We start from the raw sequence: 22,852 nt of genomic DNA on the forward strand, positions 1-22,852 counted from the left end.
TATAAACCTGATCAATATTCCCGCATTATATACGAGACGGTTACAGAAAATAAAAATCAAGTAGACAATCGTGGGCAAGAGTAGCGGTAATTTCTCTAGGACATTGATTGGCTGGGACAATTGATGCGCCGGATGTGTCAAAATAATGAGCCTCGTTACTAGAACTGTCCCATCATTTGCATTACGTTTCTGAATCATTGTAATCAATTGAGGTGTCTTGATGTTTTCTTACGAAGAATTGGATGGTTTTTTTTGAGTTCTGAATCTGACATCGTAGCAGCGAGCTGAGTTAAGCATTCTTTGCCCGTCTGACTCAGTTTTGATTTTCTTTTACTATGTCCTTGCTTTTCAAATGGTCTTGAGTTTTTGGGCGAGTTATGTGCTTGCACCAATATTTGAAATGCAGTAACTTTCCAGCCACGCTGCTGTAGTTTAATTAGCAGCGATGGTGAAATTTGCTTGAGTTTTGAGGCAACTGCGCCATTTTCTACCAGGATGGTTAACTTGCCGTCCAGAATTAGACCCAGACGACAATATTGTTTTAACTGTGCTGGAATGAGTTTAGAGAATGTTAATTGAGCTTCATTCAATCGACGTGCCGATGAAAGCAGGCTTGCATATTCGGGCGTTTTGCCCAGAAGATCAAGATATGAATCAACTTTAAGAGGAAGCATGGTTATTTAAAAATACCCTGTGAGTATAAAGTATGAATATTATTTTTATTTCAAGTAATACGGAGCGCGCGCGCAAACTGACACTGACAAGATCGCGTATCATATTATTGTTAGGTGTTTTTTCTGCCATAGTTGTAATAGCGGCATTAGGGTTGAATTTTATTTCGCTACGTTATGCTGACAAAATCGATGCTCCATTATTAAGAGCGATTTTAGTTAATCCGCAAGAAGAGAAACACCAGAAAATCCAAGCCCACTTACAAGAAAACTTGAATATTATGGCCAGTAAACTTGGGCATATGCAAGCGCAATTAATTCGCCTGGATGCCTTGGGTGAGCGCTTGGTAGAATCTTCAGGAATCAAATCACGTGACTTTCTGTTTAAAGAAGCGCCGGGACAAGGCGGGCCAAAAAGTAGTCTCGATCTTTTGGCGGACGAGCTAACTGTTGGAGAGTTTGACGATATGCTCCAGGAATTGTCCACTATGCTTGACGAAAGAGCAGATAAGCTGGGGGCTCTCGATTCGTTATTGCGTTATGGCAGGGTAACCAAATTTGTTTTACCTTCTGAAATGCCGGTTGAAACTGATTGGTATTCCTCCGGTTTTGGTTATCGGGTTGATCCTTTTACCGGGAAGAAGGCATTTCATGAGGGTGTCGATTTTGCCGCAAAAACAGGTACACCGATAAAAGCTGCTGCAAGCGGAGTAGTGATCTATTCAGATCGCCATTCTGAATATGGTAATATGGTTGAGATTGATCATGGCGACGATTTGGTGAGTCGGTATGCGCATGCATCGAAGCGGATAGTAAAGCTTGGGGAAGTTGTATTGCAGGGGCAGAAGATAGCTGAGGTTGGCAGTACCGGGCGTTCTACCGGACCCCATTTGCATTTTGAGATTCGACACAAAGATAAACCGCAAAATCCAGCCAAATTTCTGAAAAAGCCGGGTTGAATTGAGCCTTAATAGATCGTTAAAAAACTTTCCAGGAAGTGGATGCATGACAGAATGGGTTAAGGCGCTCTTAATAATTCGGAAGAACATTCCGCGCCCGTTTTTAATACTACTCCAGATAGTTTCTCAGCAGCCTGTAATATATTTCAGGGCGAGAAAGAATTTCACACTTCGTTTCTTAACAGATTGTTCAAACACGGAATCATTAGAGACTTATTATTTATGTTAGGTAATCTACTCAAGAAAATTTTCGGTAGTCGCAACGACCGAATGATTAAACAGTATTCTCAAGTCGTGCGTGCTATTAATGAAATGGAGCAGGTCATTTCAGAGTTATCCGATGTTGATTTGCGTGCTCAAACGGACAAGTTTAAGCAGCGTATCCAAGATGGAGAGGAGCTGAATGATCTACTTCCGGAAGCATTCGCTGTTGTACGTGAAACGGGTAAAAGAGTGTTGCAAATGCGTCATTTTGACGTACAGCTTATCGGCGGCATGGTATTGCACGAAGGTAATATTGCAGAGATGCGCACCGGTGAGGGTAAAACGCTTATGGCAACTTTGCCAGCTTACCTGAATGCATTATCGGGTAATGGCGTGCATGTTGTTACCGTGAACGATTATCTGGCAAAACGTGATGCTGATTGGATGGGAAAAATTTACCAGTTTCTTGGGTTGAGTGTCGGTGTTATTTATGCACAGATGTCGTATGGTGATAAACAGGCTGCATATGCCGCGGATATAACCTACGGTACGAATAATGAATATGGATTTGATTATTTGCGTGACAATATGGTGACGCATACAAATGAACGAGTGCAACGCGTACTTAATTTTGCGATCGTGGATGAGGTGGATTCGATCTTAATTGACGAAGCACGTACGCCATTAATCATTTCCGGGCAAGCGGAAGGTGATACAGAGATCTACGTGCGTATCAATGTGCTGATTCCTAAATTGATTCGCCAAGAAACGGAAGACAGTCCGGGTGATTATAGCGTCGATGAAAAATCTCATCAGGTTACATTAAGTGAATCTGGTTTTGAGCACGCTGAGAAATTATTAGCATCTGCTGGATTGCTGAAACCAGGAACCAGTCTCTATGATCCAGCCAATATCAATTTGATTCATCACGTAAACGCGGGTTTACGCGCGCATAGTTTATATTTTCTGGACCAACATTATGTTGTGCAAGATGGTGAAGTGGTTATTGTTGATGAGTTTACCGGACGTTTGATGGCTGGTCGTCGTTGGTCCGATGGATTACATCAAGCTGTAGAAGCGAAAGAAGGGGTGGTTATTCAGAAAGAAAATCAGACACTGGCTTCAATTACTTTTCAGAATTATTTTCGTATGTACCAGAAGCTCTCTGGTATGACGGGAACAGCCGATACGGAAGCAGCCGAATTTCAACAAATCTATGGATTGGAGACCGTTATTATCCCGACGCATAAACCAATGATTCGTGATGATCGGATGGATTTGGTGTTTCGGACTACGAAAGAGAAAAATGAAGCCATTATTCAAGAAATCAAAGAGTGCTATAAGGAAGGGCAGCCGGTACTGGTGGGTACGACATCCATTGAAAGTAATGAGTTATTATCCAAGTTGCTGGAACGAGAGAAGTTACCGCATCAAGTGTTGAATGCAAAACAACATGCAAGTGAAGCGAGTATTGTTGCCCAAGCTGGGCGTCCTAAAATGGTTACCATTGCCACCAATATGGCGGGCCGTGGGACTGATATTGTGCTAGGAGGGAATCCGGAACCGGATATTGAACGTATTCGGCACGATGAAAAAATAAGCGAAGAAGCTAAGCTCAAGCAGATTAATGAAGTTTCGGAGAAATGGAAAGTAATTCACGAAGAAGTATTAAGAAATGGGGGGTTACATATTATTGGCACCGAGCGGCATGAATCGCGTCGAGTGGATAATCAATTGCGCGGTCGGTCGGGCAGGCAGGGTGATCCGGGTTCCAGTCGTTTTTTTCTATCATTGGAGGATCCGCTCCTGCGCATATTTGCCTCTGATCGAGTCGCAAATATTATGACGCGTCTTAATATGCCGGAAGGGGAGGCTATCGAGCATCCCTGGGTTACAAAAGCTATTGAGAATGCGCAACGCAAAGTCGAAGCAAGAAATTTTGATATGCGTAAGCAATTGCTGGAATACGATGATGTCGCTAATGATCAGCGGCAAGTAATTTATCAGCAACGCAATGAATTATTGGAAGCGGAGCAGAATATTTCGGAGACTATCACAGCGATTCGTGAAAGCGTATTGAGCGATTTATTCAATTTGTATATACCACCACAAAGTGTTGAAGAGCAATGGGATGTGACCGGACTTGAAAAAGTACTTGCAACAGATTTTCAATTGCATTTTCCATTGAAAAAATGGCTTGAACAACAACCAGATTTGCATGAGGAAAGTTTGAGTCAGCGGATCATTGATCTGGCCAATGAAAAGTATCAGGAAAAGGTTGAGGTGGTGGGCGCTGAAATAATTCATCACTATGAGCGTGTTGTGATGTTACAAATTCTAGACTCTCATTGGCGCGAGCATTTAGCGGCATTAGATCATTTGCGCCAGGGTATACATCTGCGTGGTTATGCACAAAAGAATCCGAAGCAAGAATATAAGCGAGAAGCCTTTGGACTCTTCACCAATATGCTCGAAGAGGTCAAAAGCGTAGTAACAAAGATATTAATGACAGTTCAAATAAAAAATGAACAGCAAGTGGAAGCAGTGACTGAAACGCTGCGATCGCCAGAAAATGTGCAATATCACCACGATAATTATACCGAGGCTTCAGAAGAAGACTCGAGTCGCAGCAATATTCAAGCAGAAAAGAGTCAACCATTTGTACGTGATAACGAGAAAATAGGGCGTAATCAACCATGTCCTTGTGGTTCCGGTAAAAAGTATAAACAATGTCACGGAAAGGTTAAGTAATTAGTTTGTAAATAATACACTTACAGCTTTGTTTACTTGACTTTCAGCCAATACAATCTGTATCGAGTTTTCTATAATCCTTAAAATGATTGTGGTATACTGCGCGCTTTTGTAGCAAGCATTAGCGGATAAATTAGCAGAAGTGATAGGGGTTAGATAAGAATTTCATTTCTATTGATATGGTTACGTGAAAAAATTACTGATGGAATGATTGATTATGATGGCAGATAGTTTCAGCATAAATGAGAAGATGAGCGGCAGAAGAAAGTTTTTGGTCGCAGCAACTTCTGTAGCTGGTGGTGTAGCGGGCGCTGCGATAGCAACGCCTTTTTTATTAAGTATGATGCCAAGTGAACGAGCTAAAGCAGCCGGTGCGCCGGTAGAGGTGGATATATCAAAACTTGAGCCAGGTATGCTTTTAATGGTCGAGTGGCGAGGAAGAGTCGTGTGGGTGTTGAATCGTACGCCAGAAATGTTGGAAACCCTGGAAAAAGTAGAGGGTGAATTGGCTGATCCAAATTCGGAGAAGAATCAGCAACCGGAATATGCAAAAAATCGCACACGATCAATCAAACCTGAAATACTGGTTACCGAGGGTGTTTGCACACATTTGGGTTGCTCTCCTGTATTTAGGAAAGATATTGCTCCAGCAGATCTGGGACCTGATTGGCTGGGTGGTTTTTTCTGTCCGTGTCACGGTTCAAAATTTGATTTGGCGGGTCGCGTTTATAAGCATGTGCCGGCTCCCACGAATATGGTTGTACCTCCTCATGTGTATTTGAGTGATAGTCGTCTTTTAATTGGATCTGAAAGTGAGGGATCTGCGTAAATGAGTAATATATTTAACTCCATGATTGAATGGATTGATAAGCGTTTTCCATTGACGTCTAACTGGAAGGCCCATCTTTCCGAATATTATGCTCCAAAGAATTTTAATTTCTGGTATTTCTTTGGTTCCTTGGCCTTACTGGTATTAGTTAATCAGTTAATTACCGGTATTTTTCTAACCATGAATTATAAACCGGATGCCAGTCAGGCTTTTGCGTCGGTTGAATATATCATGCGGGATGTAGATTACGGTTGGCTAATCCGGTATATGCATTCTACGGGTGCATCGATGTTCTTTGTCGTGGTTTATCTGCATATGTTCCGGGGAATGCTATATGGTTCATATCGTAAACCACGGGAACTTTTGTGGTTGGTAGGTATGTGTATATTTTTTGTGCTGATGAGCTTAGCCTTTACCGGATACATTTTGCCATGGGGGCAGATGTCTTACTGGGGCGCGCAAGTAATTGTCAGTATGTTTGGAGCGATTCCGGCAATTGGCGAGACGCTTCAACAATGGCTATTGGGTGATTTCACCCTTTCTGATGCGGCACTTAATCGTTTTTTTGCTTATCACGTCGTAACGTTACCATTGGTGTTGCTGGTTTTAGTATTCGTGCATATCCTTGCCTTACACGAAACCGGATCAAATAATCCGGATGGGGTTGAAATAAAAGAAAATAAAAACCCTTCCACCGGAATTCCTGTTGACGGCATACCCTTCCATCCCTATTACACGGTTAAAGATATCGTAGGTGTAGTAGTGTTTTTGATTGTTTTTTGCGGGATTATTTTCTTTGCTCCTGAAATGGGTGGATATTTCCTGGAATATAATAATTTTATACCTGCCAATACATTACAAACACCTGATCATATTGCGCCAGTGTGGTATTTCACTCCTTATTATTCAATGCTGCGTGCTGTTACTGTGAACTTTCTGGGAATAGACGCTAAATTATGGGGTGTAATATTGATGGCGGGATCAGTGGTAATTTTCTGTTTCTTGCCATGGTTGGATAGAAGTCCCGTTAAATCGGTACGCTATAAAGGCCCTTATTTTAAAATCGCTTTAACATTGTTTGTTATCAGCTTTTTCGTATTAGGTTGGTTGGGTACGAAATCTCCAACCCCCTTGTATACTTTGTTAGCACAAATCTTTACCGTGATATATTTTGCATTTTTTGTTTTGATGCCATGGTACAGCAAGATTGATAAAACCAAACCTGAGCCAAAAAGACTACAAGAGTAAAAAAATGAAGAAAATAACCATTGTTGCTATATTAATCTTATGCATAGTTCCGTTCAGTGTGTACGCTGCTGAATCTGGCATGCCGCTAGAGCGAGCTCCAGTAGACATCACTGACAATGCTTCTTTGCAACGCGGTGCTGAAAGCTTTGTTAATTTTTGTTTGACATGCCATGGCGCAAGTTATATGCGCTATAACCGTCACCGTGATATTGGATATACGAATGAAGAAATACTTGAAAAAATGGTTCATACAGGACAGAAAGTGGGCGACTTGATGTTATCTGCTATGCGCAAGAAAGAAGGCGAGGAATGGTTTGGTGTCGCTCCGCCTGATCTGTCGGTTATAGCTCGCTCAAGAGGGGCCGATTGGCTATATACCTATTTAAAAGCTTTTTATCGTGATGATGCAACTGGAACTGGATGGAACAATTTGGTATTTGATCGCGCCGCGATGCCTCACGTACTTTATCAGCTGCAAGGTGAGCAAAAATTGGAAGTTAATGGCGATCAGAAGAGCTTGACTCTGGATAAACCAGGCCAAATGACTGCGGCAGAGTTTGATAAGTTTGTAGGTGATTTAGTGAATTATATGGTTTATTTGGGTGAGCCACATGCTAACGTTCGGAAAGAATTAGGTGTTAAAGTGATACTTTTCTTGTTGGGTATGCTGGCATTGTCTTACTTCTTGAAGAAAGAATATTGGAGAGATATTCACTGACGTCGTTTATTACATATATAAAATAGTTCAGAGTCAGAGAATCATAATTATGATGACGTTATATTCAACAATTACTTGTCCGTACAGTCATCGTTGCAGAATTGTATTGCACGAGAAAGATATGGATTTCCAGGTGATTGATGTCGATCCTAATAATAAATCAGAGGACTTGGCGATAATGAGTCCATATGGTAAAGCACCGGTGCTGGTGGAACGCGATTTAGTATTGTATGAATCAAACATTATTAATGAGTACATCGATGATCGTTTTCCGCATCCACAGTTGATGCCAGCTGATCCGGTTATGCGTGCTCGTGCACGACTATTGCTGTATCGTTTTGAAGAAGAATTGTTTTGTCACATTGATGCGTTTGAAGGTGCAGATCAAAAAACAGTGGACAAAGCCCGAACCGTCATATCCGATAACCTCACGATCATTTCACCAATTTTTGAGAAGCAAAAGTTCATGTTGGGTGATGAATTTTCTATGCTTGATGTGGCGATAGCACCGTTGCTTTGGCGTTTAGAGCATTTTGGAATACGTCTTCCAAAACAAGCAGCACCGTTGCTAAAATATTCTGAAAGACTGTTCAGTCGACCACTATTCATTGATGCATTGTCAGCTTCAGAGAAAGTGATGCGAAAATGACAATTAACTCAACAAAGCCTTATTTAGTTCGTTCAATTTATGATTGGTGTATAGACAGTGGATTTACGCCTTATATATCTGTTCAAGCATTTCCCGAATTGAATGTTCCAAAGGAATATATTAAAGAAAATGAAATTGTTTTTAATATAAGTATAAACGCTGTTAACGAACTCATTATTAATAATAATATTGTAGGCTTTGCTGCAAGATTTAACGGTGTGGAAAGAAAGCTGGAGATACCAATGAATGCGATCAATAGCATCTTTGCTAAAGAGGTGAATCAAGGTATCACATTTTCTGATGAAAGAAAAGAAAGCCAGGAAGCTATGAATACGCTTAGAGATGGTAATTTAAATCAAAATCCTCAAATACTGCAGGAAAAGAAAATACGCAAGCCAAAACTTAGGGTAATCAAATAAATCTATTGATTTGAAATTACCCTTTCGTACTGAATTAATTGCCGGCATAGCTCAGATGGTAGAGCAGCTGATTTGTAATCAGAAGGTCCCGAGTTCGATTCTTGGTGTCGGCACCATAAAATCAATGAGTTAGGTTGATTTTATAATCTTCTAATTTTCCACTTGTGTCAAAATTGTGTCATTCAGAATTTCATCTACAACCATTGCAAAGATTCCTGCACAACCTTGCCTGCCAGTGCAATAACCAACTAAAATAGAGGGGGTTAAAAGACAGTTGGAGCAAAAGATGCAGATGAGTTTTGGAACACTGGAATTAGCAGAGCGATTGAATCGAGATAATGTTCTGTTGAAGATTGATGCCCTAATTGAGTGGGAGGAATTACGTCCGAAACTTACGGGTTTATACAAGCTCGAGTTATCGCATGGTGGAGGCCAAGAGCCGTTTGATGGGTTGTTGATGTTCAAAGCGATCCTGCTAGGTCAGTGGCATAGTTTATCGGACGCTGCGTTGGAGCAAGCACTGTGTGTACGCATTGATTTTCTGCAATTTTGCGGACTGTCCTTGTCGGATGCGATACCGGACGAAACCACTTTGTGCCGGTTCCGTAACCGGCTAATAACCAACGACCGGCTAGATGATCTGCTGGCCACTATTAATGAACAGCTTCAATGCCACGGATTGATGATCAAGGGTGCGACAGGAGCGGTCATTGATGCCACGCTGATTGAGTCAGCGGCACGCCCTAAAAAGACCATCACACTGGAAGTGGATGCCGAAGAAGGTAAGGTTGTTCAGTTTGAAGATGGCAGTCAACCTGGAATCAACTGTATCGAAGAACAAAGCGCGGATCCGGATGCGACCTGGCTAAAGAAAGGCAGGAAGTCGCAGTTTGGCTACCGCAGTTACCTGGTGGTGGACGCACAAGACGGCTATGTGCGCGGGGTTTACACCGCCCCTGCCAACCAGAGCGAAATGATGCATTTCGAAGCCGCTATCGATGGTGCGCATATCGAGGCGAATCGGGTGTATGCCGACAAGGGATCCGCCAGCAATGCCAATCGGCAATTTCTAAGAAAGCAAAAGATCAAGAGCGCAATCATGCATCGCGCGTACAAGAATAAACCCCTCTCGTCACGCCAGAAGCTGGCGAATCAATTGATCAGTAAAAAACGCTATATTGTCGAACAGTGTTTCGGCACAATCAAACGCTTATTCAGAATGGGACGCGCCAGCTACTTCGGTACGACGAAAGTCAACGCCCAAGTCATACTGAAAAGTATCTGCATGAATCTAAAGAAAGCAGCCAACAAAATCTTCGTAGACCAACCATTAAGGGGAGCGATCCGTCCAAATATTACATAAGGGGGAAAAATTCACCTAAAAAAAGGAAAAAACTCCACTTTCTATTAAAGTGACGTGCAACAAGTGTCACTTGGAAAATTTTCTCTGTCACTACAGCAAAATTCTTGCGGTTGTGCAGAGGTCTTTTGCATGTTTTCTGAATTGTTCGGGCGCCAAATGAGCATAACGTTTCACCATCTCAGTTGACTCCCAAGCCCCCATTTCTTGAATTACATTTAACGGTACACCTTTTTGAGTTAACCAGCTGGCCCAAGTATGGCGCAAATCATGCCAACGGAAATCTTCTATTCCTGCCCTTCTTAATGCTTTCCGCCATGCCCTGGTATTGACCTGAATAATTGGTTTTCCTTGGTAAGTAAACACTCTTAACGAATGTTTGCCAACCTGCTTTCTCAGAACTTCCATCGCCGTTGCATTCAGTGAAATATGAATACTTTTTCTTGCTTTGGCTTGATCTGCATGAATCCATGCAACATTTCTCTGCAAATCAACCTGCGACCATTCCAAATCAGTAACATTGCGTTTGCGCAATCCTGTTGAAAGTGAAAACTTTACCAAATCAACCAAATGCTCAGGTAATTCATTTAGTAATATTTGTACTTGCTCAGGTGCTATCCAACGAATCCGCCGTTTGGGTTCCTTATATAACCGGATAAAGGGTGCTTTCTCAATCCATTCCCAATCTAAAGCCGCTCTTCGTAGAATGGCCCGAATTGTAGCCAAATAACGATTAGCTGTTGAAGGTGAGGTTTCTTTGCATTTTATCTCACCCACTTCAGCTATTGCTTCCCGAGTTAATTCAGAAAGTAATTGGCCCCTAAAAAACTGTTGAAACCACGCAACCTGCTTCATGTCCTGCTTATGTGATGCTTTATGTTGCGTCTCCATCAGCCATTTATAAGCCGCCTCATCCCAAGTCCGCTTTGGCTTATCCCCCAGTCTTGCAACACGCCAGGATTCCGCTTTCAGCTTATCGTGGAATTCTTGCGCCTGGGTTTTGTCTTCAGTAGCAGCAGAGCATCTAACTCGCTCGCCGCTTGGTGTGGTGAAACTAATCCACCACGTCTTACCACGTTTACAGAGTGACATAATTGTTTCTCCTCATGTCCCACTTGCAACGCTTGCCGAGTGCAAGCATATAACGAGCGAATGTGATCAGCAAGATCATCTTCAATAAATGCCCACCGTTTACCTAATTTTGCACCCGGAATAATTCCCGCTTTAGCGCGACGGCGTACTTCTTCAGGGTGCAATTTCAAGAATTGGGCAGCTTCACTTAAATTTAATGTTCTCATGCGCCATTCCATTGCATTGTCAAAAAAATTGGCTATAGCAAAATCAAAAAAAACTGTTACAACTGAAATCAAGATTAAGGTTGATGCCATCAAATTAATGATGGCTGCTTGCCTGGAAATTCTGCCTAGATCATAAGCTTCCTGATCCACCCCGCTTTTTATCTTCTCATCGATCAGCTGAATACAGCTTTCCAGGAGCTGGTCTCGTGTTAATTGCGCGTTACTCACGGATGCACTGATAATGGCATTGGATTTCTTGGTCGAATATTCACACCACCGATTAAAGTTTTCTTCCAATATAGCCTGGTAATTGCTTAGCAGTTCAGCATGAGCTTCTTTATTTTGTTCCAGCAACACTTCGTTCAATGTGTGCATCATGAGTACCGGATCATCCTGCGACAGAACGATGCCATGCTCCGATGCTACTCTTTCAATGAGCTCATCCAATTTGGCGGTACTCATGTTAAAACCGCAGCCACATTTTCAATGCTGGTAAAAAGCTGCCTGCGGATAATCGTTAATCTTTGGCGTACCATTACCGGCAAAGAACTATTCTTCAGCGCTTCATCAAAGGTGAATTTAGATTGCAGAATCTCACTCAAATCCTTGCCAAAAGTTTCAGGTTTGTAGTGCGGGATTCGGATAATGGCGGATACTCGCGCTTTGTTATCCACATAAGCTTTCATTTCCTCAAATTGTTTGCCATTCATGCTGATTTCTCCCCAATAGGGATTTAACCAGACAACAAACAGTGCTTCTTTCGGAAACTGTTTAATCAAATGCACAAAGCCATTGAGTGTATCCAGTAAAGCCTGACTACCGGTGATGACAGTATGCACAACCAATTCATGCCCCATATCCAGAAGCAAGGTTGGTATCTGGTTGCTGATGAGATAATGCGACATCGGTACAAAGGTGCTGGCACCATTGTCAATAATGACGTCATTGTCTGCTTTGGCGATGAGTTCAATCAGATCATCAAACTTTCTCGGATCAATCTCATCATTGTTCATCACATTAATCTGCTTAACATTGAGTTTTTTAAATCCATAAAAAGTGGCATTAACCGGATCTGTATCAATGCATAATGGATTGCCGCCTTTGGCAAACTTATGTTGTGCTAGCGTGGATGATATGAACGATTTGCCTACTCCGCCCTTTCCTTGCAAAATCATATGTATTTTAGCCATCAGACCAACTCCTCTTTTTCAGTTGCAGAATTAAAACGAAATCCTTCATGACCATTCCCAGCTGACTTTCCTTGATCAATACGCGAATGCTGCTTTCTGTTCTCACCAATATGTCGATTGACCAAAGTCCTGAACCATTGATAAGAACATGTAATTTTTTCTTCCTGGTGCAAAATGTTCCAGATCTGGCGAATCGTCCAGCCATCCTTGAGTGCTTGCTCAATTTCCGGTTTCAACGCAATGAACGCCGGTAAAAATTGCTTACCGGTGTTTTTGTTTTTATCCGCATAAAGTGCGATTCGATCTGATAAGGATTTAGTCATCACACAATTTCCACAAAAATATTTATCTTGGCGTACAAACAGTTCTTGAATTACTTTTGCTTTCCTTTCGGTTTCTTTTTGTTGTTTTCAATTTCTTTGAATTGCTTATCCTTTCTTTTTGTTTCCAAGTGACTGTTATTTAGTTGAATAAAGCTTCTTTCAAGTATTTTTATACTGTTTTAAATTATGATATAACGAAAATAAACTATTTGCAAACATCGATTATAGTGTTAGTATATTTCTTGAAACTCACAGAACCGGGCAAGATATGTGGAGATGGCCATCTCCACCTCAACTTATTCGCACTCTGTGCTCAACGTTGATCTTGCTCTTCGAGGAAAACTGAAATGATTGACAAAAAGAATCCCAAGACAATCAAAAAAGAAAGAAGAGATAAGAAGCTCAGGGTTCCTGTTTTGCCAATAGAGGAAGCTGAAATAAAGAGTAAAGCAACGGATGTCGGATTAACTGTGGCCGAGTATCTGCGCAATCTGGGCCTGGGTTATCAAGTACCCAGTATTGTTGACAACAGACAGGTAGATAGTCTGCTAAAAATTAACGGTGATCTTGGCAGGCTGGGTGGATTAATCAAGCTCTGGCTCACCAACGACAAGCGCACAAAATTGATTGGCAAGTCGCAGTTGCATTTAACCTTGGACAGTATCCGAAATACGCAAAGCACGATGCTGGATGTCATTGTGAAGCTTAAAAAATAACTTCCGGAATAGTCATTTTTTTACTTAAGCAGCTTAAATACGATGATCGCTAAAATCATACCCATCAAATCAGTGCGTAAAAGTAACTTCTCTGCGCTGATACAGTATCTGACCGATCCTCAAGACAAGAGTGAGCGTATCAGTCAAATCAAGGTATCAAACTGTTATTCAGACGATCAGACAGCAGCGCTGATTGAAATACAAAACACGCAGGAAATGAACACTCGCGCCAGATCAGACAAAACATGTCATTTGGTGTTGAGCTTCCCGGAAGGAGAGCGTTTATCCCTTGCTGATCTGAATGCCATTGAAGAGCGGTTTTGCGATGCTTTGGGTTTTGGTGGCCATCAACGCATCAGCGTAGTCCACGACGATACCAATAACCTGCACATCCATATCGCAATCAACAAGATTCACCCCAAAAACCTCACAATCCATAACCCCTACTATGACTACAAGAAAGTAGCCAAGCTTTGCGAGCAAATCGAACAGGAATATGGCTTAACACAAATTAATCATGAAGCCGTGAGCGATAAATCGTCCAGAGTAGCGCAGGAAATTGAAGCCAGAACAGGCGTGGAGAGTTTGCTGGGCTGGATCAAGCGAGAGTGCTTGGATGAATTGACGCAGTCGGACAACTGGCAGGATTTGCATCAGGTTCTAGTTAGACATGGACTTGAAATCAAGGAAAGGGGCAACGGGTTTGTATTGGTTGCCAACAATGGCGTGGCTGTTAAAGCCAGTTCAGTTGATCGATCTTTGTCCAAAGGGAATTTAACTCAAAGACTGGGCGCTTTTATACCTAGTGAGCATTCTGCAAAATCGTCACAACAAAACGCCAAACAATACCAGCCAAGACCATTGCAGAATCGAATCGATACTTCAGAGCTTTATGCGCGGTACCAACAAGAGCAGACGGATAGCGCCAGACAGCGCACTACTCAATGGGCCATGCTGCGACACACAAGGGATCAACTCATTGATCGCACCAAACGAGAAGCGAAACTCAAGCGCAACCTCATTAAAAGTATTCATGCTGGAAGATTGGCCAAGAAAGCGCTGTATGCAACCACATATCAGCAATTCAAAACAACGATAGCAGTCATTAAAAGCGATTACCAAAAACACTATCAAAGCTCTAAAACCCGTCATTCCAGGATGGGGTGGCTGGATTGGCTCACAAAAGAAGCAAAAAATGGTAATGCTGAAGCATTGGCTGTTTTGCGATCCAGAAGAATTGGTCAATTTAAGGACAACCAGGTATCGGCTAAGCCAAGCAATGATAAAACTAATGGCTACTTCAAGGATGGCTTCATTAAAAACAGTTCTGTTGAATCGATCACCAAAATCGGCACGGTCTCTTATAAAGCAGGATCAACCACCATCCGCGATGACGGCAAGCGTTTAATCGTCCTGCCGGATACAACACAAGATGCATTGGTGGATATTTTACAAGTGGCCATGAAGAAGTACGGTAGCCACCTGGCGATCAATGGAACTGAATCGTTTCGTCTTGAGATAGCACAGGTTGTAGTACAAAACCAAATGCGCATTACTTTTGATGATAAGCGGCTTGAACAATACCGTCAGCAATTAATGAAACAGCATGCTTTAAGTAGAGCGCAATCGGTAGGTCAAAAACAATCCGTCACCTCCACCTCCACCTCCACCTCCACCTCCACCTCCACCATCCGAAGGAGTCTTTGATGAATAAAGCCAATTTTGATTCTAAAGACAGCAGAAATATTACAAAAGACACACTTATCGTCCGGCTATTGTCTGTTGTGTGTCTTGTTGGCGGATTCCAAGTCGCCACCCAGTATTTTGCCTATAAATTCAATTATCAGCCACAATTAGGCGCGCAACTTTTTCATATTTATGAACCCTGGGCAATTCTGCTATGGGCAAATAAATGGTATGGCGAGTATTCGGGCATCTTCGATCTGGCGGCAGGTTTCGGCATTTTATTTTCCAGCATCGGTTTGATATTGGTGCTGGTCATTAAAATGGTGCTGGCTAACTCATCCAGAACCAATCAGGGGTTACATGGATCGGCCAGATGGGTGGATAAGCAGGACATTGTAGCCGCAGGATTATTGGCAACCAGCAAGAATAGCAAAAGTAACAATAACGACGCCGTTTATGTCGGCGGCTGGCGGGATAATTCCGGCAAAACCCACTATCTGAAACACAGCGGCCCGGAACATGTGTTGTGTTATGCCCCGACCCGCTCAGGCAAAGGTGTCAGTCTGGTTATACCTACCCTACTTTCCTGGGCTCAGAGTACGGTCATTACTGACCTCAAAGGTGAGTTATGGGCACTCACTTCGGGTTGGAGAAAGCATCATGCCAAAAACAAGGTGCTGCGTTTTGATCCGGCATCAACCAGTAGCGCGCATTGGAATCCGCTGGATGAGATCCAGATTGGCAGCGGCACCGAAGTCGCCGATGTTCAAAACCTGACCACCTTAATCGTTGATCCGGATGGTAAAGGATTACAAACCCACTGGCAGAAAACCAGCCAGGCACTTCTTGTAGGTGTGATTTTGCATGTTTTGTATAAATCGCAGCGAGAAGGAACCCCTGCCACTTTGTCGACTGTCGACGCAATGCTATCTGATCCTGATCGCGATATCAGGGAATTATGGATGGAAATGGCCATGCAGGATTATCTGGATGGCAGGAGTCATCCCGTGATTGCTGCTAGTGCACGTGACATGCTGGATCGTCCAGAGGAGGAAGCGGGTTCCGTGCTATCAACCGCAAAATCCTATCTATCTTTGTACCGAGATCCGCTAGTCGCGAGCAACATCAGTGATTCCGATTTCAAGATCCGTGACCTCATGCACCATGAGAGCTCTGTCAGTTTGTATATCGTGTCACACCCCAATGACAAATCCCGGTTGCGTCCTTTAATCCGCATTCTGATCAATATGATCATCAGAAAGCTGGCCGATAGAATCACGTTTAAAGGCGGTCAACCGAGCGCGCATTACAAACACAAACTACTATTAATGCTGGATGAATTCCCAAGCTTAGGCAAGCTTGAAATCTTCCAGGAATCACTCGCGTTTATCGCAGGCTATGGCATGAAAGCCTATCTGATCTGCCAGGACTTGAATCAGCTCAAAAGCCGTGAAATCGGCTACGGACATGATGAAGCGATTACTTCCAATTGTCATATCCAGACCGCTTTTGCACCTAACCGGATTGAAACGGCAGAACACTTATCCAAACTGACCGGACAAACCACGGTCATCAAAGAGCAGATTACCACCAGCGGCCGCCGATCATCGATGATGCATGGACATGTCACCCGCACCCTGCAGGAGACGCAGCGCGCATTATTAACGCCGGATGAGTGTATGCGGCTACCCGGCCCCATGAAAGATGCTGAAGGCAGGATCACCAAGCCGGGCGACATGATTATTTATGTTGCTGGTTTCCCTGCCATTTATGGCACCCAGCCTCTGTATTTCCAGGATGAAACCTTTACTGCACGGGCACAAGTGAATCCCCCAAGCTTCAGCGATAAATTAACCGGACTGTGAGATACCCCACACGTATGAAAGTCAACTTCATGAAAAATCCCATCAAAATCCTGGCTATTTCTGTTCTGGCATTGAGCATTAGCCTGTTTGTGCTAAGTATTGGTTTTCAGATCAGCGAGATTTATATCAATACTACGCCAAGCTTGCCGGTGGGTTTCTACAAAGTCGCTGATGAACCTATTGTCAGCGGCGCTTATGTCGCTTTCTGCCCGCCACAAGATGCGGTTTTTGATATGGCTATGGATAGATCCTACATCAATTCAGGGGATTGCCCTGGCGGCTATGGTTTGTTGCTCAAACGTATTTTTGCACGATCCGGAGATCGAGTTTTGATCGATCAGGCGGGCATCTTTGTGAATGGTGAACATTTACCCAACAGTGCCCAATTGAAAATTGATGCTGAAGGGCATGCATTGCCGCAATACCACCTAGATCAAAGGGTGTTAGATGATTCTGAATATCTGTTGCTATCCAATGTGAACCCTCAATCCTTTGATGCGCGCTATTTTGGACTGATTGCGCGTGATCAGATTAAGCAAGTTGTCCGTCCAATTTTTACCTGGAGTCATTAATCAGAAATTAACAGGAGTCAAAGCCATGCATAAACCACCGACTGATGCTGAAACCAGCAATCCTGACATAAAAGAAATCATTCAGGAAAAGCTACTCGATGCAGAAATACCGGGCTTCCAAGCTGAATTTGATCCTTTGGAAGCACAAATGTTAGGCGCTTTCAAGGAAGATGCTTTAAGTGAACAGGATGCACTCGAGAGCACGATCGATCAGACAGCGGAGGTTGACGATGAAAGAGGCTAAGAAGGCTTTTCATGAACAAGTCGCTGAGAATCTGATTGAGCAACTCAAAAAAGGCGTTGCGCCCTGGCAAAAGCCGTGGGAACCCGGCGATCTTCTGGCTACCTTACCGGTCAATCCAACAACCGGCAAACGCTACCGGGGCATTAATAGCCTGAACCTGATGAGCCGTGCGCATACTGATCCGCGTTGGCTCACGTACAAGCAAGCGATGAGCCTGGGTGCGCAGGTGCGTAAAGGTGAAAAAAGCACGCTCGTGCAATACTGGAAATTTACTGAGGAGCACATCAAAAAAGATGATAGCGGGAATCCTGTTTTAAATAGTGAAGGCAATTCCCTTAAAGAGCAGGTCAGACTTGAGCGCCCCAGGGTGTTCTACGCCTCCGTATTTAATGCTGAACAAATGGATAATCTGCCAGAACTTAGCATTAAAACCCCTGACTGGGATCCGCTGGAGCGGGCTGAACACATATTACAGGCATCCAATGCCGTGATTCGTCATGGTGAGGCAGACAATGCATTTTACCGGCCATCAACCGACAGTATCCATTTACCCCATAAGCATCAGTTTCCGACCCCCGATCGCTACTACGCTACCGCCCTGCATGAACTAGGCCATTGGACAGGTCATGAGTCGCGCTTAAGTCGTGATCTATCGCATCCATTCGGTAGCGAAGGCTACGCAAAAGAAGAACTACGCGCCGAGATTGCCAGCATGCTGCTCAGCGGTGAATTGGGGATTGGTCATGATCCGGGGCAGCATGTGGCTTATGTAAGTTCATGGATCAAAGCGCTACAGGAAGATCCGACAGAGATATTTCGTGCTGCTGCTGATGCTGAAAAAATCCAGGATTATGTGCTGGCATTGTCACAACAACAGGAAATTGGAAAAGAAATTGATACGCAGGAGGCAATCAAGATGGATCAAATCAAGCAAAACACCGCCGCTTATTTGCAGAATCTTTCGCCTGATCTGGCAACTATCGTTACCAGCAATATCCAACGGTTTAATGATCTGACACAAACCATGCCTATTAAGGATCAGGATGACATCATTCTGGTAGCCGATGCTCTAAAATTTTCGAGGGGCGGCGGCATTGATAATCTGGAGTTTGAAGAGGTCACAGAAGTCAAACTGGGTTTTAGAATTCCGGCTGACTGGAATGGACAGATACAGATTCAGGGTAACGTGATTCAAACCGATGAAAATGGTATTGAGTCTATAGTATCCGCTGATTCAATAAACACGGAGCCACAATTTTGGGGCGTGTATACGCAGCGTGATGATCAGACTTTCCATTGGGTGAAAGACTGTGAATCTATACAGGAGGCGCAAGATTTAGCTGGACTGCTTGCACTCATCGATGTCGCTGCAGAAAAGAATGAACATGAAAAGGCCGTTAAGCTTGCCAATATTCATCAAAACCGCATTCGAAATGATCCAATTAGCACTGAAGTATCGATATCAGGAGCCAAGACCGAGCAAAACGATGACAATGTTCGTCAATATTTGATTGTTCCTTATACGGAAAAAGACTTAGCAAAGGCCGCTGGAGCTCGTTGGGATAAAACCGCCAAGGCTTGGTATGTAGGGTCAGAAGCAGATATTCAAACATTACAACGTTGGCTGCCGGAGAATGTTTCCAGTCGACAGGAACCTGCGATAGATCCTCACGTGGAATTTGCTGAATTGTTGCGCGCAAATAGTTGTCTGGTTGATGGCAATCATCCGGTGATGGATGGCAGCAAATACAGAATTAAAGTGGAAGGTGACAAATTCGGTGAGAAATCAGGTTTTTATGTGGCGCATCTGGATGGTCATCCTGCCGGATATTTCAAGAATAATCGAACCGGTATAGAGATTCGCTGGAAGGCTAAGGGGTATTCCCTCACCGATGAGCAAAAAGCAGAACTGGTAATGCAGGCTGCTATTAAGCAGCAAAATAGAAAAGCTGAACAACAGGCACTGCACATCAAGGTTGCTGATGCACTTCAAGAATTGCTCGCAATTGCACCGGCAGCCGATTCCGATCATCCTTACTTACTGGATAAACATGCGAGACCTGGAGATTTAAAGATCGTGCCGCAGAATGGGGATGATTTACCCCATGATTCAATTATCAAAATCGGTCAGAACTGGCAGGAAGTCAAGCGACTGCGTGAAGAAAATCCAGACAGTATCGTGCTGACAGCCGGTGATTTATTGCTGGCCGCACATGATGTTCATGGACAAATCTGGAGTGTGCAAACGATACAGCCGAGTGGCGCAAAGCTTTTTGCAGCGGGTAGCAAGAAAGAGAATAACTTTCATGTCGTTGGTGGCGAGAGCCAGGGACTCACAGCACTGGATGCTGCACCTGCCATTGTGATCGCTGAAGGTTATGCCACCGCAGATACATTATCTCAGGCGCTGAATTATCCTGTTATAGCCGCTTTTGATTCAGGTAACTTACCCAAAGTCGCGCAGGATTTACATCATAGATACCCGCACAAGCCAATCGTCATCGCAGGTGACGATGATAATCACCTGGAATCCACCCTTGGCAAAAACCCCGGCAAGGAAAAAGCGCTTGAAGCAGCAAGTTTAGTTGATGGTGTGGCAGTATTTCCGGTTTTTGCGCCGGGTGAGCAGGACTCAAAGAAATTAAATGATTTTAATGATCTCGCCAATAAAAGCGCGTTGGGTATTGAGGCAGTCAAACGACAAGTTGGATCGGTTGTTGAAAAAATATCTCAGCAGGCTAAACAGGACAGCTTATTGAAGTTACAAGTCCCTATTGAACCTAAGCAGCAGGAAATCAAGCAAAAACGGGCATTGATCAGGTAATTTGATAAGGAGGCCGCAAGATGCGCGATAATATGCTGAAGCTTCCAGGAAACCCATTCGATTCTGATGAAGGTGATCTTTATGAAAAAATTGAGACTCGTCCCGCCACTACCGAAAAGCAAAAAGAAGCAGGGCGAAGTGCCTATACAGAACTGCTCGAAGCTCATGCTCGATGGGCAGGTGGCACCTTACTGGGTTGTGATTTCCCCAAAAATTTCAGAGAAGAAGGAGGAACCACCTTCCTAAATCAGCCCATTAAGTCAGGTCATGATCTGGCAATAATGGCGCAAATACTGCGCGACCCGCGCTATGAGACGCTGAGAATATTTTATATCCGTATGAATCGCATCATTCATCATACTGCTGTGAGTTCCAGATTACCGGGTGCAGTCTATCTGGAAAAGATTGGATATGCCAAACATGATCTGGGTGCTTTGGTAGAAAAGACCAAACGACATGTTAAAGCAGATGGTTACTGGTTATTACACAACCATCCATCGGGTAATGCTACGCCATCGAGTCAGGATGTCAGGCTCACAGAAATACTTGCATCAACTGTTCCGAGTTTCAAAGGTCATGTCGTTATCAATACCAGTCAATACAGTGTCATTGATAAAGACGGTCATGTCGATTTAGTGAATTGGATGGGTGATCAGGCAGGAGGTTATCAGAATAATCATTATAAAAGTCATGAACTGCTCCTGGAGAAAATAGCCTCACCGGAGGATCTTGCAAAGATAGGCCATGCTTTAAAAAAACGGGATCAGTTTTTTAACTTGATAGGACTCAGTGCAACAGGTTTTGTATTGTCGTTAAGTGAGTTACCCCTATCTGTACTTACTCATCCTAAAAATCTGCTACTGGCGCGACTACAAAATTTTGCACGCAATTCTGGCGTCAATACGGTATTTGCCATCACGAATGCTAATGATTATAGACACCCAGTATTATCTAAAGCCTGTGAAGTTGGCATACTAAAAGATGTGCTAACCGTAGAGGGCTCTGATTATCGCTCATTGCGGGAAGAAGGGTTATTTGCGTCAATGCCCGGTGAAATAAGTGCCATTTTTAGGAAGCCGAGAGCCTTTGTGAAGGAAGATGGTGGAATGGGCAAACGCAAAAGTCGTACACGCTGACAGTTATTCGGTATTTAATACTTATATAGTATACTATAGTGATCTTTATACCATTGCATGTGCTCTATAGTATTCATTATGTCTGTCAGATCATTTCGTGTTGAACAAGTCCTGAAGAAACTCGGTGGTGACATTCGTGACGCAAGAAAGCGCCGAGGAATTACTGTGCAATTGATGGCTGAGCGCATGGGCGTTACACGGGTAACAGTTGCAAAAATTGAACGTGGTGAGCCTAATACCAGTATGGGCAATTACGCGATGGCGTTATACATCCTTGGTAAAGCTGATGAACTCGAAATGCTGATGGATCGTACCCATGATTCCCTGGGTCTGGATCTGATGGATGAAAAACTACCCAAACGAGTCAGAGTTTCTAAATGAATGATACCCACCTGCTTGTTTCATTAGATTGGCAAGGACAATTGTATCGCATTGGTCACCTGGAAATCCATAAAAGCCGTGGTAGGGAAAACTACCGCTTTATCTATGAACGCACCTGGATCAAACATCCGAATCGCTTTGCCATTGACCCAGAACTCCCTTTACTGGTTGATATGCCATATTTGAGCAACAGGCTTTGGGGTGCTTTCCAAGATATTTCACCAGATCGTTGGGGCAGTATAATGTGAAAAATCAATAACTTTTACTCAACTTATACATTTTTCACCTGAAAACTTATTTTATTTGCAAATATAAGACACAGTCGGATTTCAATCCTGAATGAATTGCTTTTCAGATTGCTCTAAGTCTATGTATTGGATCTTCTTTATAGGCGGGATTATGTGGCTGCGCTTTGTCATTTTATTAAAGACCACAGCATAACTGTATTTTTGAGCTTTTCTGTTCGATTTCGATTTCAGCATATTCAAGTCAAGTGCGCACAAGTTTTTACAAAGAAGGAAACCGGTTATACAGAGGCCTCAATTATTTTATTTTTTCTCGCCGGTTTATTCAGTAGTTACCAATACTCATGATTTGGTACACCATAGGATCATACTCTTGGATAAATCTCACCAACGGTCGGAATCTTTCCAATTTTTTCAGTCATTAGTTACGCAATATTTGCCGCCGATAAAAAAGATACCTTATTGTTATATTGGGTTGTTAATAGTTAGCAAACGGTGATTGATGCGGATTTAGAACGTGCTGCTGGGCATGAGGAATGAATGCGATAATTAAAATTGCGAAAT

Annotated in this window: 22 protein-coding genes and 1 tRNA gene; 18 read left to right on the plus strand and 5 right to left on the minus strand. The window is 43.2% G+C overall.

Translation table 11 applies throughout. The features are described from left to right. Nucleotides 1-203: 203 nt before the first annotated feature. Entirely contained in the window at nt 204-590 is a 387-nt protein-coding gene (locus tag ATY38_RS07550; RefSeq protein WP_235590208.1) for a DciA family protein, read from the minus strand. A 116-nt stretch (nt 591-706) separates the two neighbouring features. Between ATY38_RS07550 and ATY38_RS07555 the strand changes: the two genes are divergently transcribed. The 9 genes from ATY38_RS07555 to ATY38_RS07595 all read left to right on the plus strand — a co-directional run bounded on the left by ATY38_RS07555 (nt 707) and on the right by ATY38_RS07595 (nt 9,811). Beyond that, nucleotides 707-1,630: a M23 family metallopeptidase gene (locus ATY38_RS07555; RefSeq protein ID WP_062558769.1), complete on the plus strand. Its 924-nt coding sequence runs from the start codon at nt 707-709 to the stop codon at nt 1,628-1,630. 222 nt (nt 1,631-1,852) lie between these two features. Then, nucleotides 1,853-4,585 (plus strand): preprotein translocase subunit SecA, encoded by a 2,733-nt coding sequence (secA, locus tag ATY38_RS07560; protein WP_062558770.1) that lies wholly within the window; start codon nt 1,853-1,855, stop codon nt 4,583-4,585. Nucleotides 4,586-4,805: 220 nt separating this feature from the next. Beyond that, on the plus strand, nt 4,806-5,414 hold the full coding sequence (gene petA, locus ATY38_RS07565; RefSeq protein ID WP_062560144.1) for a ubiquinol-cytochrome c reductase iron-sulfur subunit: 609 nt from the start codon (nt 4,806-4,808) through the stop codon (nt 5,412-5,414). After that, the gene (locus ATY38_RS07570; protein ID WP_062558771.1) at nt 5,415-6,662 is read left to right on the plus strand and encodes a cytochrome b; all 1,248 of its coding nucleotides are present in this window, start codon (nt 5,415-5,417) and stop codon (nt 6,660-6,662) included. Nucleotides 6,663-6,666: 4 nt separating this feature from the next. Then, nucleotides 6,667-7,380 carry a cytochrome c1 gene (locus ATY38_RS07575; RefSeq protein ID WP_062558772.1) on the plus strand — a complete coding sequence of 238 codons (714 nt, stop codon included), beginning with the start codon at nt 6,667-6,669 and terminating at the stop codon, nt 7,378-7,380. A gap of 49 nt (nt 7,381-7,429) precedes the next feature. After that, nucleotides 7,430-8,029: a glutathione S-transferase N-terminal domain-containing protein gene (locus ATY38_RS07580; protein ID WP_062558773.1), complete on the plus strand. Its 600-nt coding sequence runs from the start codon at nt 7,430-7,432 to the stop codon at nt 8,027-8,029. Continuing rightward, nucleotides 8,026-8,448 carry a ClpXP protease specificity-enhancing factor gene (locus tag ATY38_RS07585; protein WP_062558774.1) on the plus strand — a complete coding sequence of 141 codons (423 nt, stop codon included), beginning with the start codon at nt 8,026-8,028 and terminating at the stop codon, nt 8,446-8,448. The genes ATY38_RS07580 and ATY38_RS07585 overlap by 4 nt, the downstream gene beginning before the upstream one ends. A 40-nt stretch (nt 8,449-8,488) precedes the next feature. Beyond that, a tRNA-Thr gene (locus ATY38_RS07590) sits at nt 8,489-8,564 on the plus strand. A 170-nt stretch (nt 8,565-8,734) separates the two neighbouring features. Further along, on the plus strand, nt 8,735-9,811 hold the full coding sequence (locus ATY38_RS07595) for an IS5 family transposase (RefSeq protein WP_062558775.1): 1,077 nt from the start codon (nt 8,735-8,737) through the stop codon (nt 9,809-9,811). Nucleotides 9,812-9,901: 90 nt separating this feature from the next. Here ATY38_RS07595 and ATY38_RS07600 read toward each other — a convergent pair whose 3' ends face one another. The 4 genes from ATY38_RS07600 to ATY38_RS07610 are packed head-to-tail and all read right to left on the minus strand — an operon-like array spanning nt 9,902 to nt 12,619. Further along, nucleotides 9,902-10,867: a tyrosine-type recombinase/integrase gene (locus ATY38_RS07600; RefSeq protein ID WP_143023497.1), complete on the minus strand. Its 966-nt coding sequence runs from the start codon at nt 10,865-10,867 to the stop codon at nt 9,902-9,904. Beyond that, a complete protein-coding gene (locus ATY38_RS16485; RefSeq protein ID WP_082633015.1) occupies nt 10,777-11,568 on the minus strand; it encodes a helix-turn-helix domain-containing protein in 792 nt (263 codons plus the stop codon). Before ATY38_RS16485 ends, ATY38_RS07600 begins: the two co-directional genes overlap by 91 nt. Next, a complete protein-coding gene (locus tag ATY38_RS07605; RefSeq protein WP_062558777.1) occupies nt 11,565-12,296 on the minus strand; it encodes a nucleotide-binding protein in 732 nt (243 codons plus the stop codon). The genes ATY38_RS16485 and ATY38_RS07605 overlap by 4 nt, the downstream gene beginning before the upstream one ends. Continuing rightward, nucleotides 12,296-12,619 (minus strand): TraK family protein, encoded by a 324-nt coding sequence (locus ATY38_RS07610; RefSeq protein WP_062558778.1) that lies wholly within the window; start codon nt 12,617-12,619, stop codon nt 12,296-12,298. Before ATY38_RS07610 ends, ATY38_RS07605 begins: the two co-directional genes overlap by 1 nt. A gap of 347 nt (nt 12,620-12,966) precedes the next feature. Between ATY38_RS07610 and traJ the strand changes: the two genes are divergently transcribed. The 9 genes from traJ (at nt 12,967) to ATY38_RS07655 (ending at nt 22,291) form a co-directional block, all read left to right on the plus strand. Beyond that, complete coding sequence (gene traJ / locus ATY38_RS07615) at nt 12,967-13,335, plus strand: conjugal transfer transcriptional regulator TraJ (RefSeq protein WP_143023495.1); 369 nt, start codon at nt 12,967-12,969, stop codon at nt 13,333-13,335. A 42-nt stretch (nt 13,336-13,377) separates the two neighbouring features. Continuing rightward, nucleotides 13,378-15,042: a TraI/MobA(P) family conjugative relaxase gene (gene traI, locus ATY38_RS07620; RefSeq protein ID WP_062558779.1), complete on the plus strand. Its 1,665-nt coding sequence runs from the start codon at nt 13,378-13,380 to the stop codon at nt 15,040-15,042. Next, nucleotides 15,042-16,886 carry a type IV secretory system conjugative DNA transfer family protein gene (locus ATY38_RS07625; protein ID WP_062558780.1) on the plus strand — a complete coding sequence of 615 codons (1,845 nt, stop codon included), beginning with the start codon at nt 15,042-15,044 and terminating at the stop codon, nt 16,884-16,886. Before traI ends, ATY38_RS07625 begins: the two co-directional genes overlap by 1 nt. A gap of 29 nt (nt 16,887-16,915) precedes the next feature. Next, the gene (gene traF / locus ATY38_RS07630) at nt 16,916-17,458 is read left to right on the plus strand and encodes a conjugative transfer signal peptidase TraF (protein WP_062558781.1); all 543 of its coding nucleotides are present in this window, start codon (nt 16,916-16,918) and stop codon (nt 17,456-17,458) included. A 25-nt stretch (nt 17,459-17,483) separates the two neighbouring features. Then, nucleotides 17,484-17,702 carry a hypothetical protein gene (locus ATY38_RS07635; protein WP_062558782.1) on the plus strand — a complete coding sequence of 73 codons (219 nt, stop codon included), beginning with the start codon at nt 17,484-17,486 and terminating at the stop codon, nt 17,700-17,702. Next, nucleotides 17,689-20,526, plus strand: coding sequence for a zincin-like metallopeptidase domain-containing protein (locus ATY38_RS07640; RefSeq protein WP_062558783.1), 2,838 nt, complete (start codon nt 17,689-17,691; stop codon nt 20,524-20,526). The genes ATY38_RS07635 and ATY38_RS07640 overlap by 14 nt, the downstream gene beginning before the upstream one ends. Before the next feature lie 20 nt (nt 20,527-20,546). After that, the gene (locus tag ATY38_RS07645) at nt 20,547-21,662 is read left to right on the plus strand and encodes a JAB domain-containing protein (protein WP_062558784.1); all 1,116 of its coding nucleotides are present in this window, start codon (nt 20,547-20,549) and stop codon (nt 21,660-21,662) included. A gap of 78 nt (nt 21,663-21,740) precedes the next feature. Next, entirely contained in the window at nt 21,741-22,043 is a 303-nt protein-coding gene (locus ATY38_RS07650; protein ID WP_062558785.1) for a helix-turn-helix transcriptional regulator, read from the plus strand. Next, nucleotides 22,040-22,291: a HipA N-terminal domain-containing protein gene (locus ATY38_RS07655; RefSeq protein WP_062558786.1), complete on the plus strand. Its 252-nt coding sequence runs from the start codon at nt 22,040-22,042 to the stop codon at nt 22,289-22,291. The genes ATY38_RS07650 and ATY38_RS07655 overlap by 4 nt, the downstream gene beginning before the upstream one ends. Nucleotides 22,292-22,852 lie beyond the last annotated feature (561 nt).

Origin of the sequence: Nitrosomonas ureae (genome assembly GCF_001455205.1) — a bacterium.
Classification (GTDB): Bacteria; Pseudomonadota; Gammaproteobacteria; order Burkholderiales; family Nitrosomonadaceae; genus Nitrosomonas; species Nitrosomonas ureae.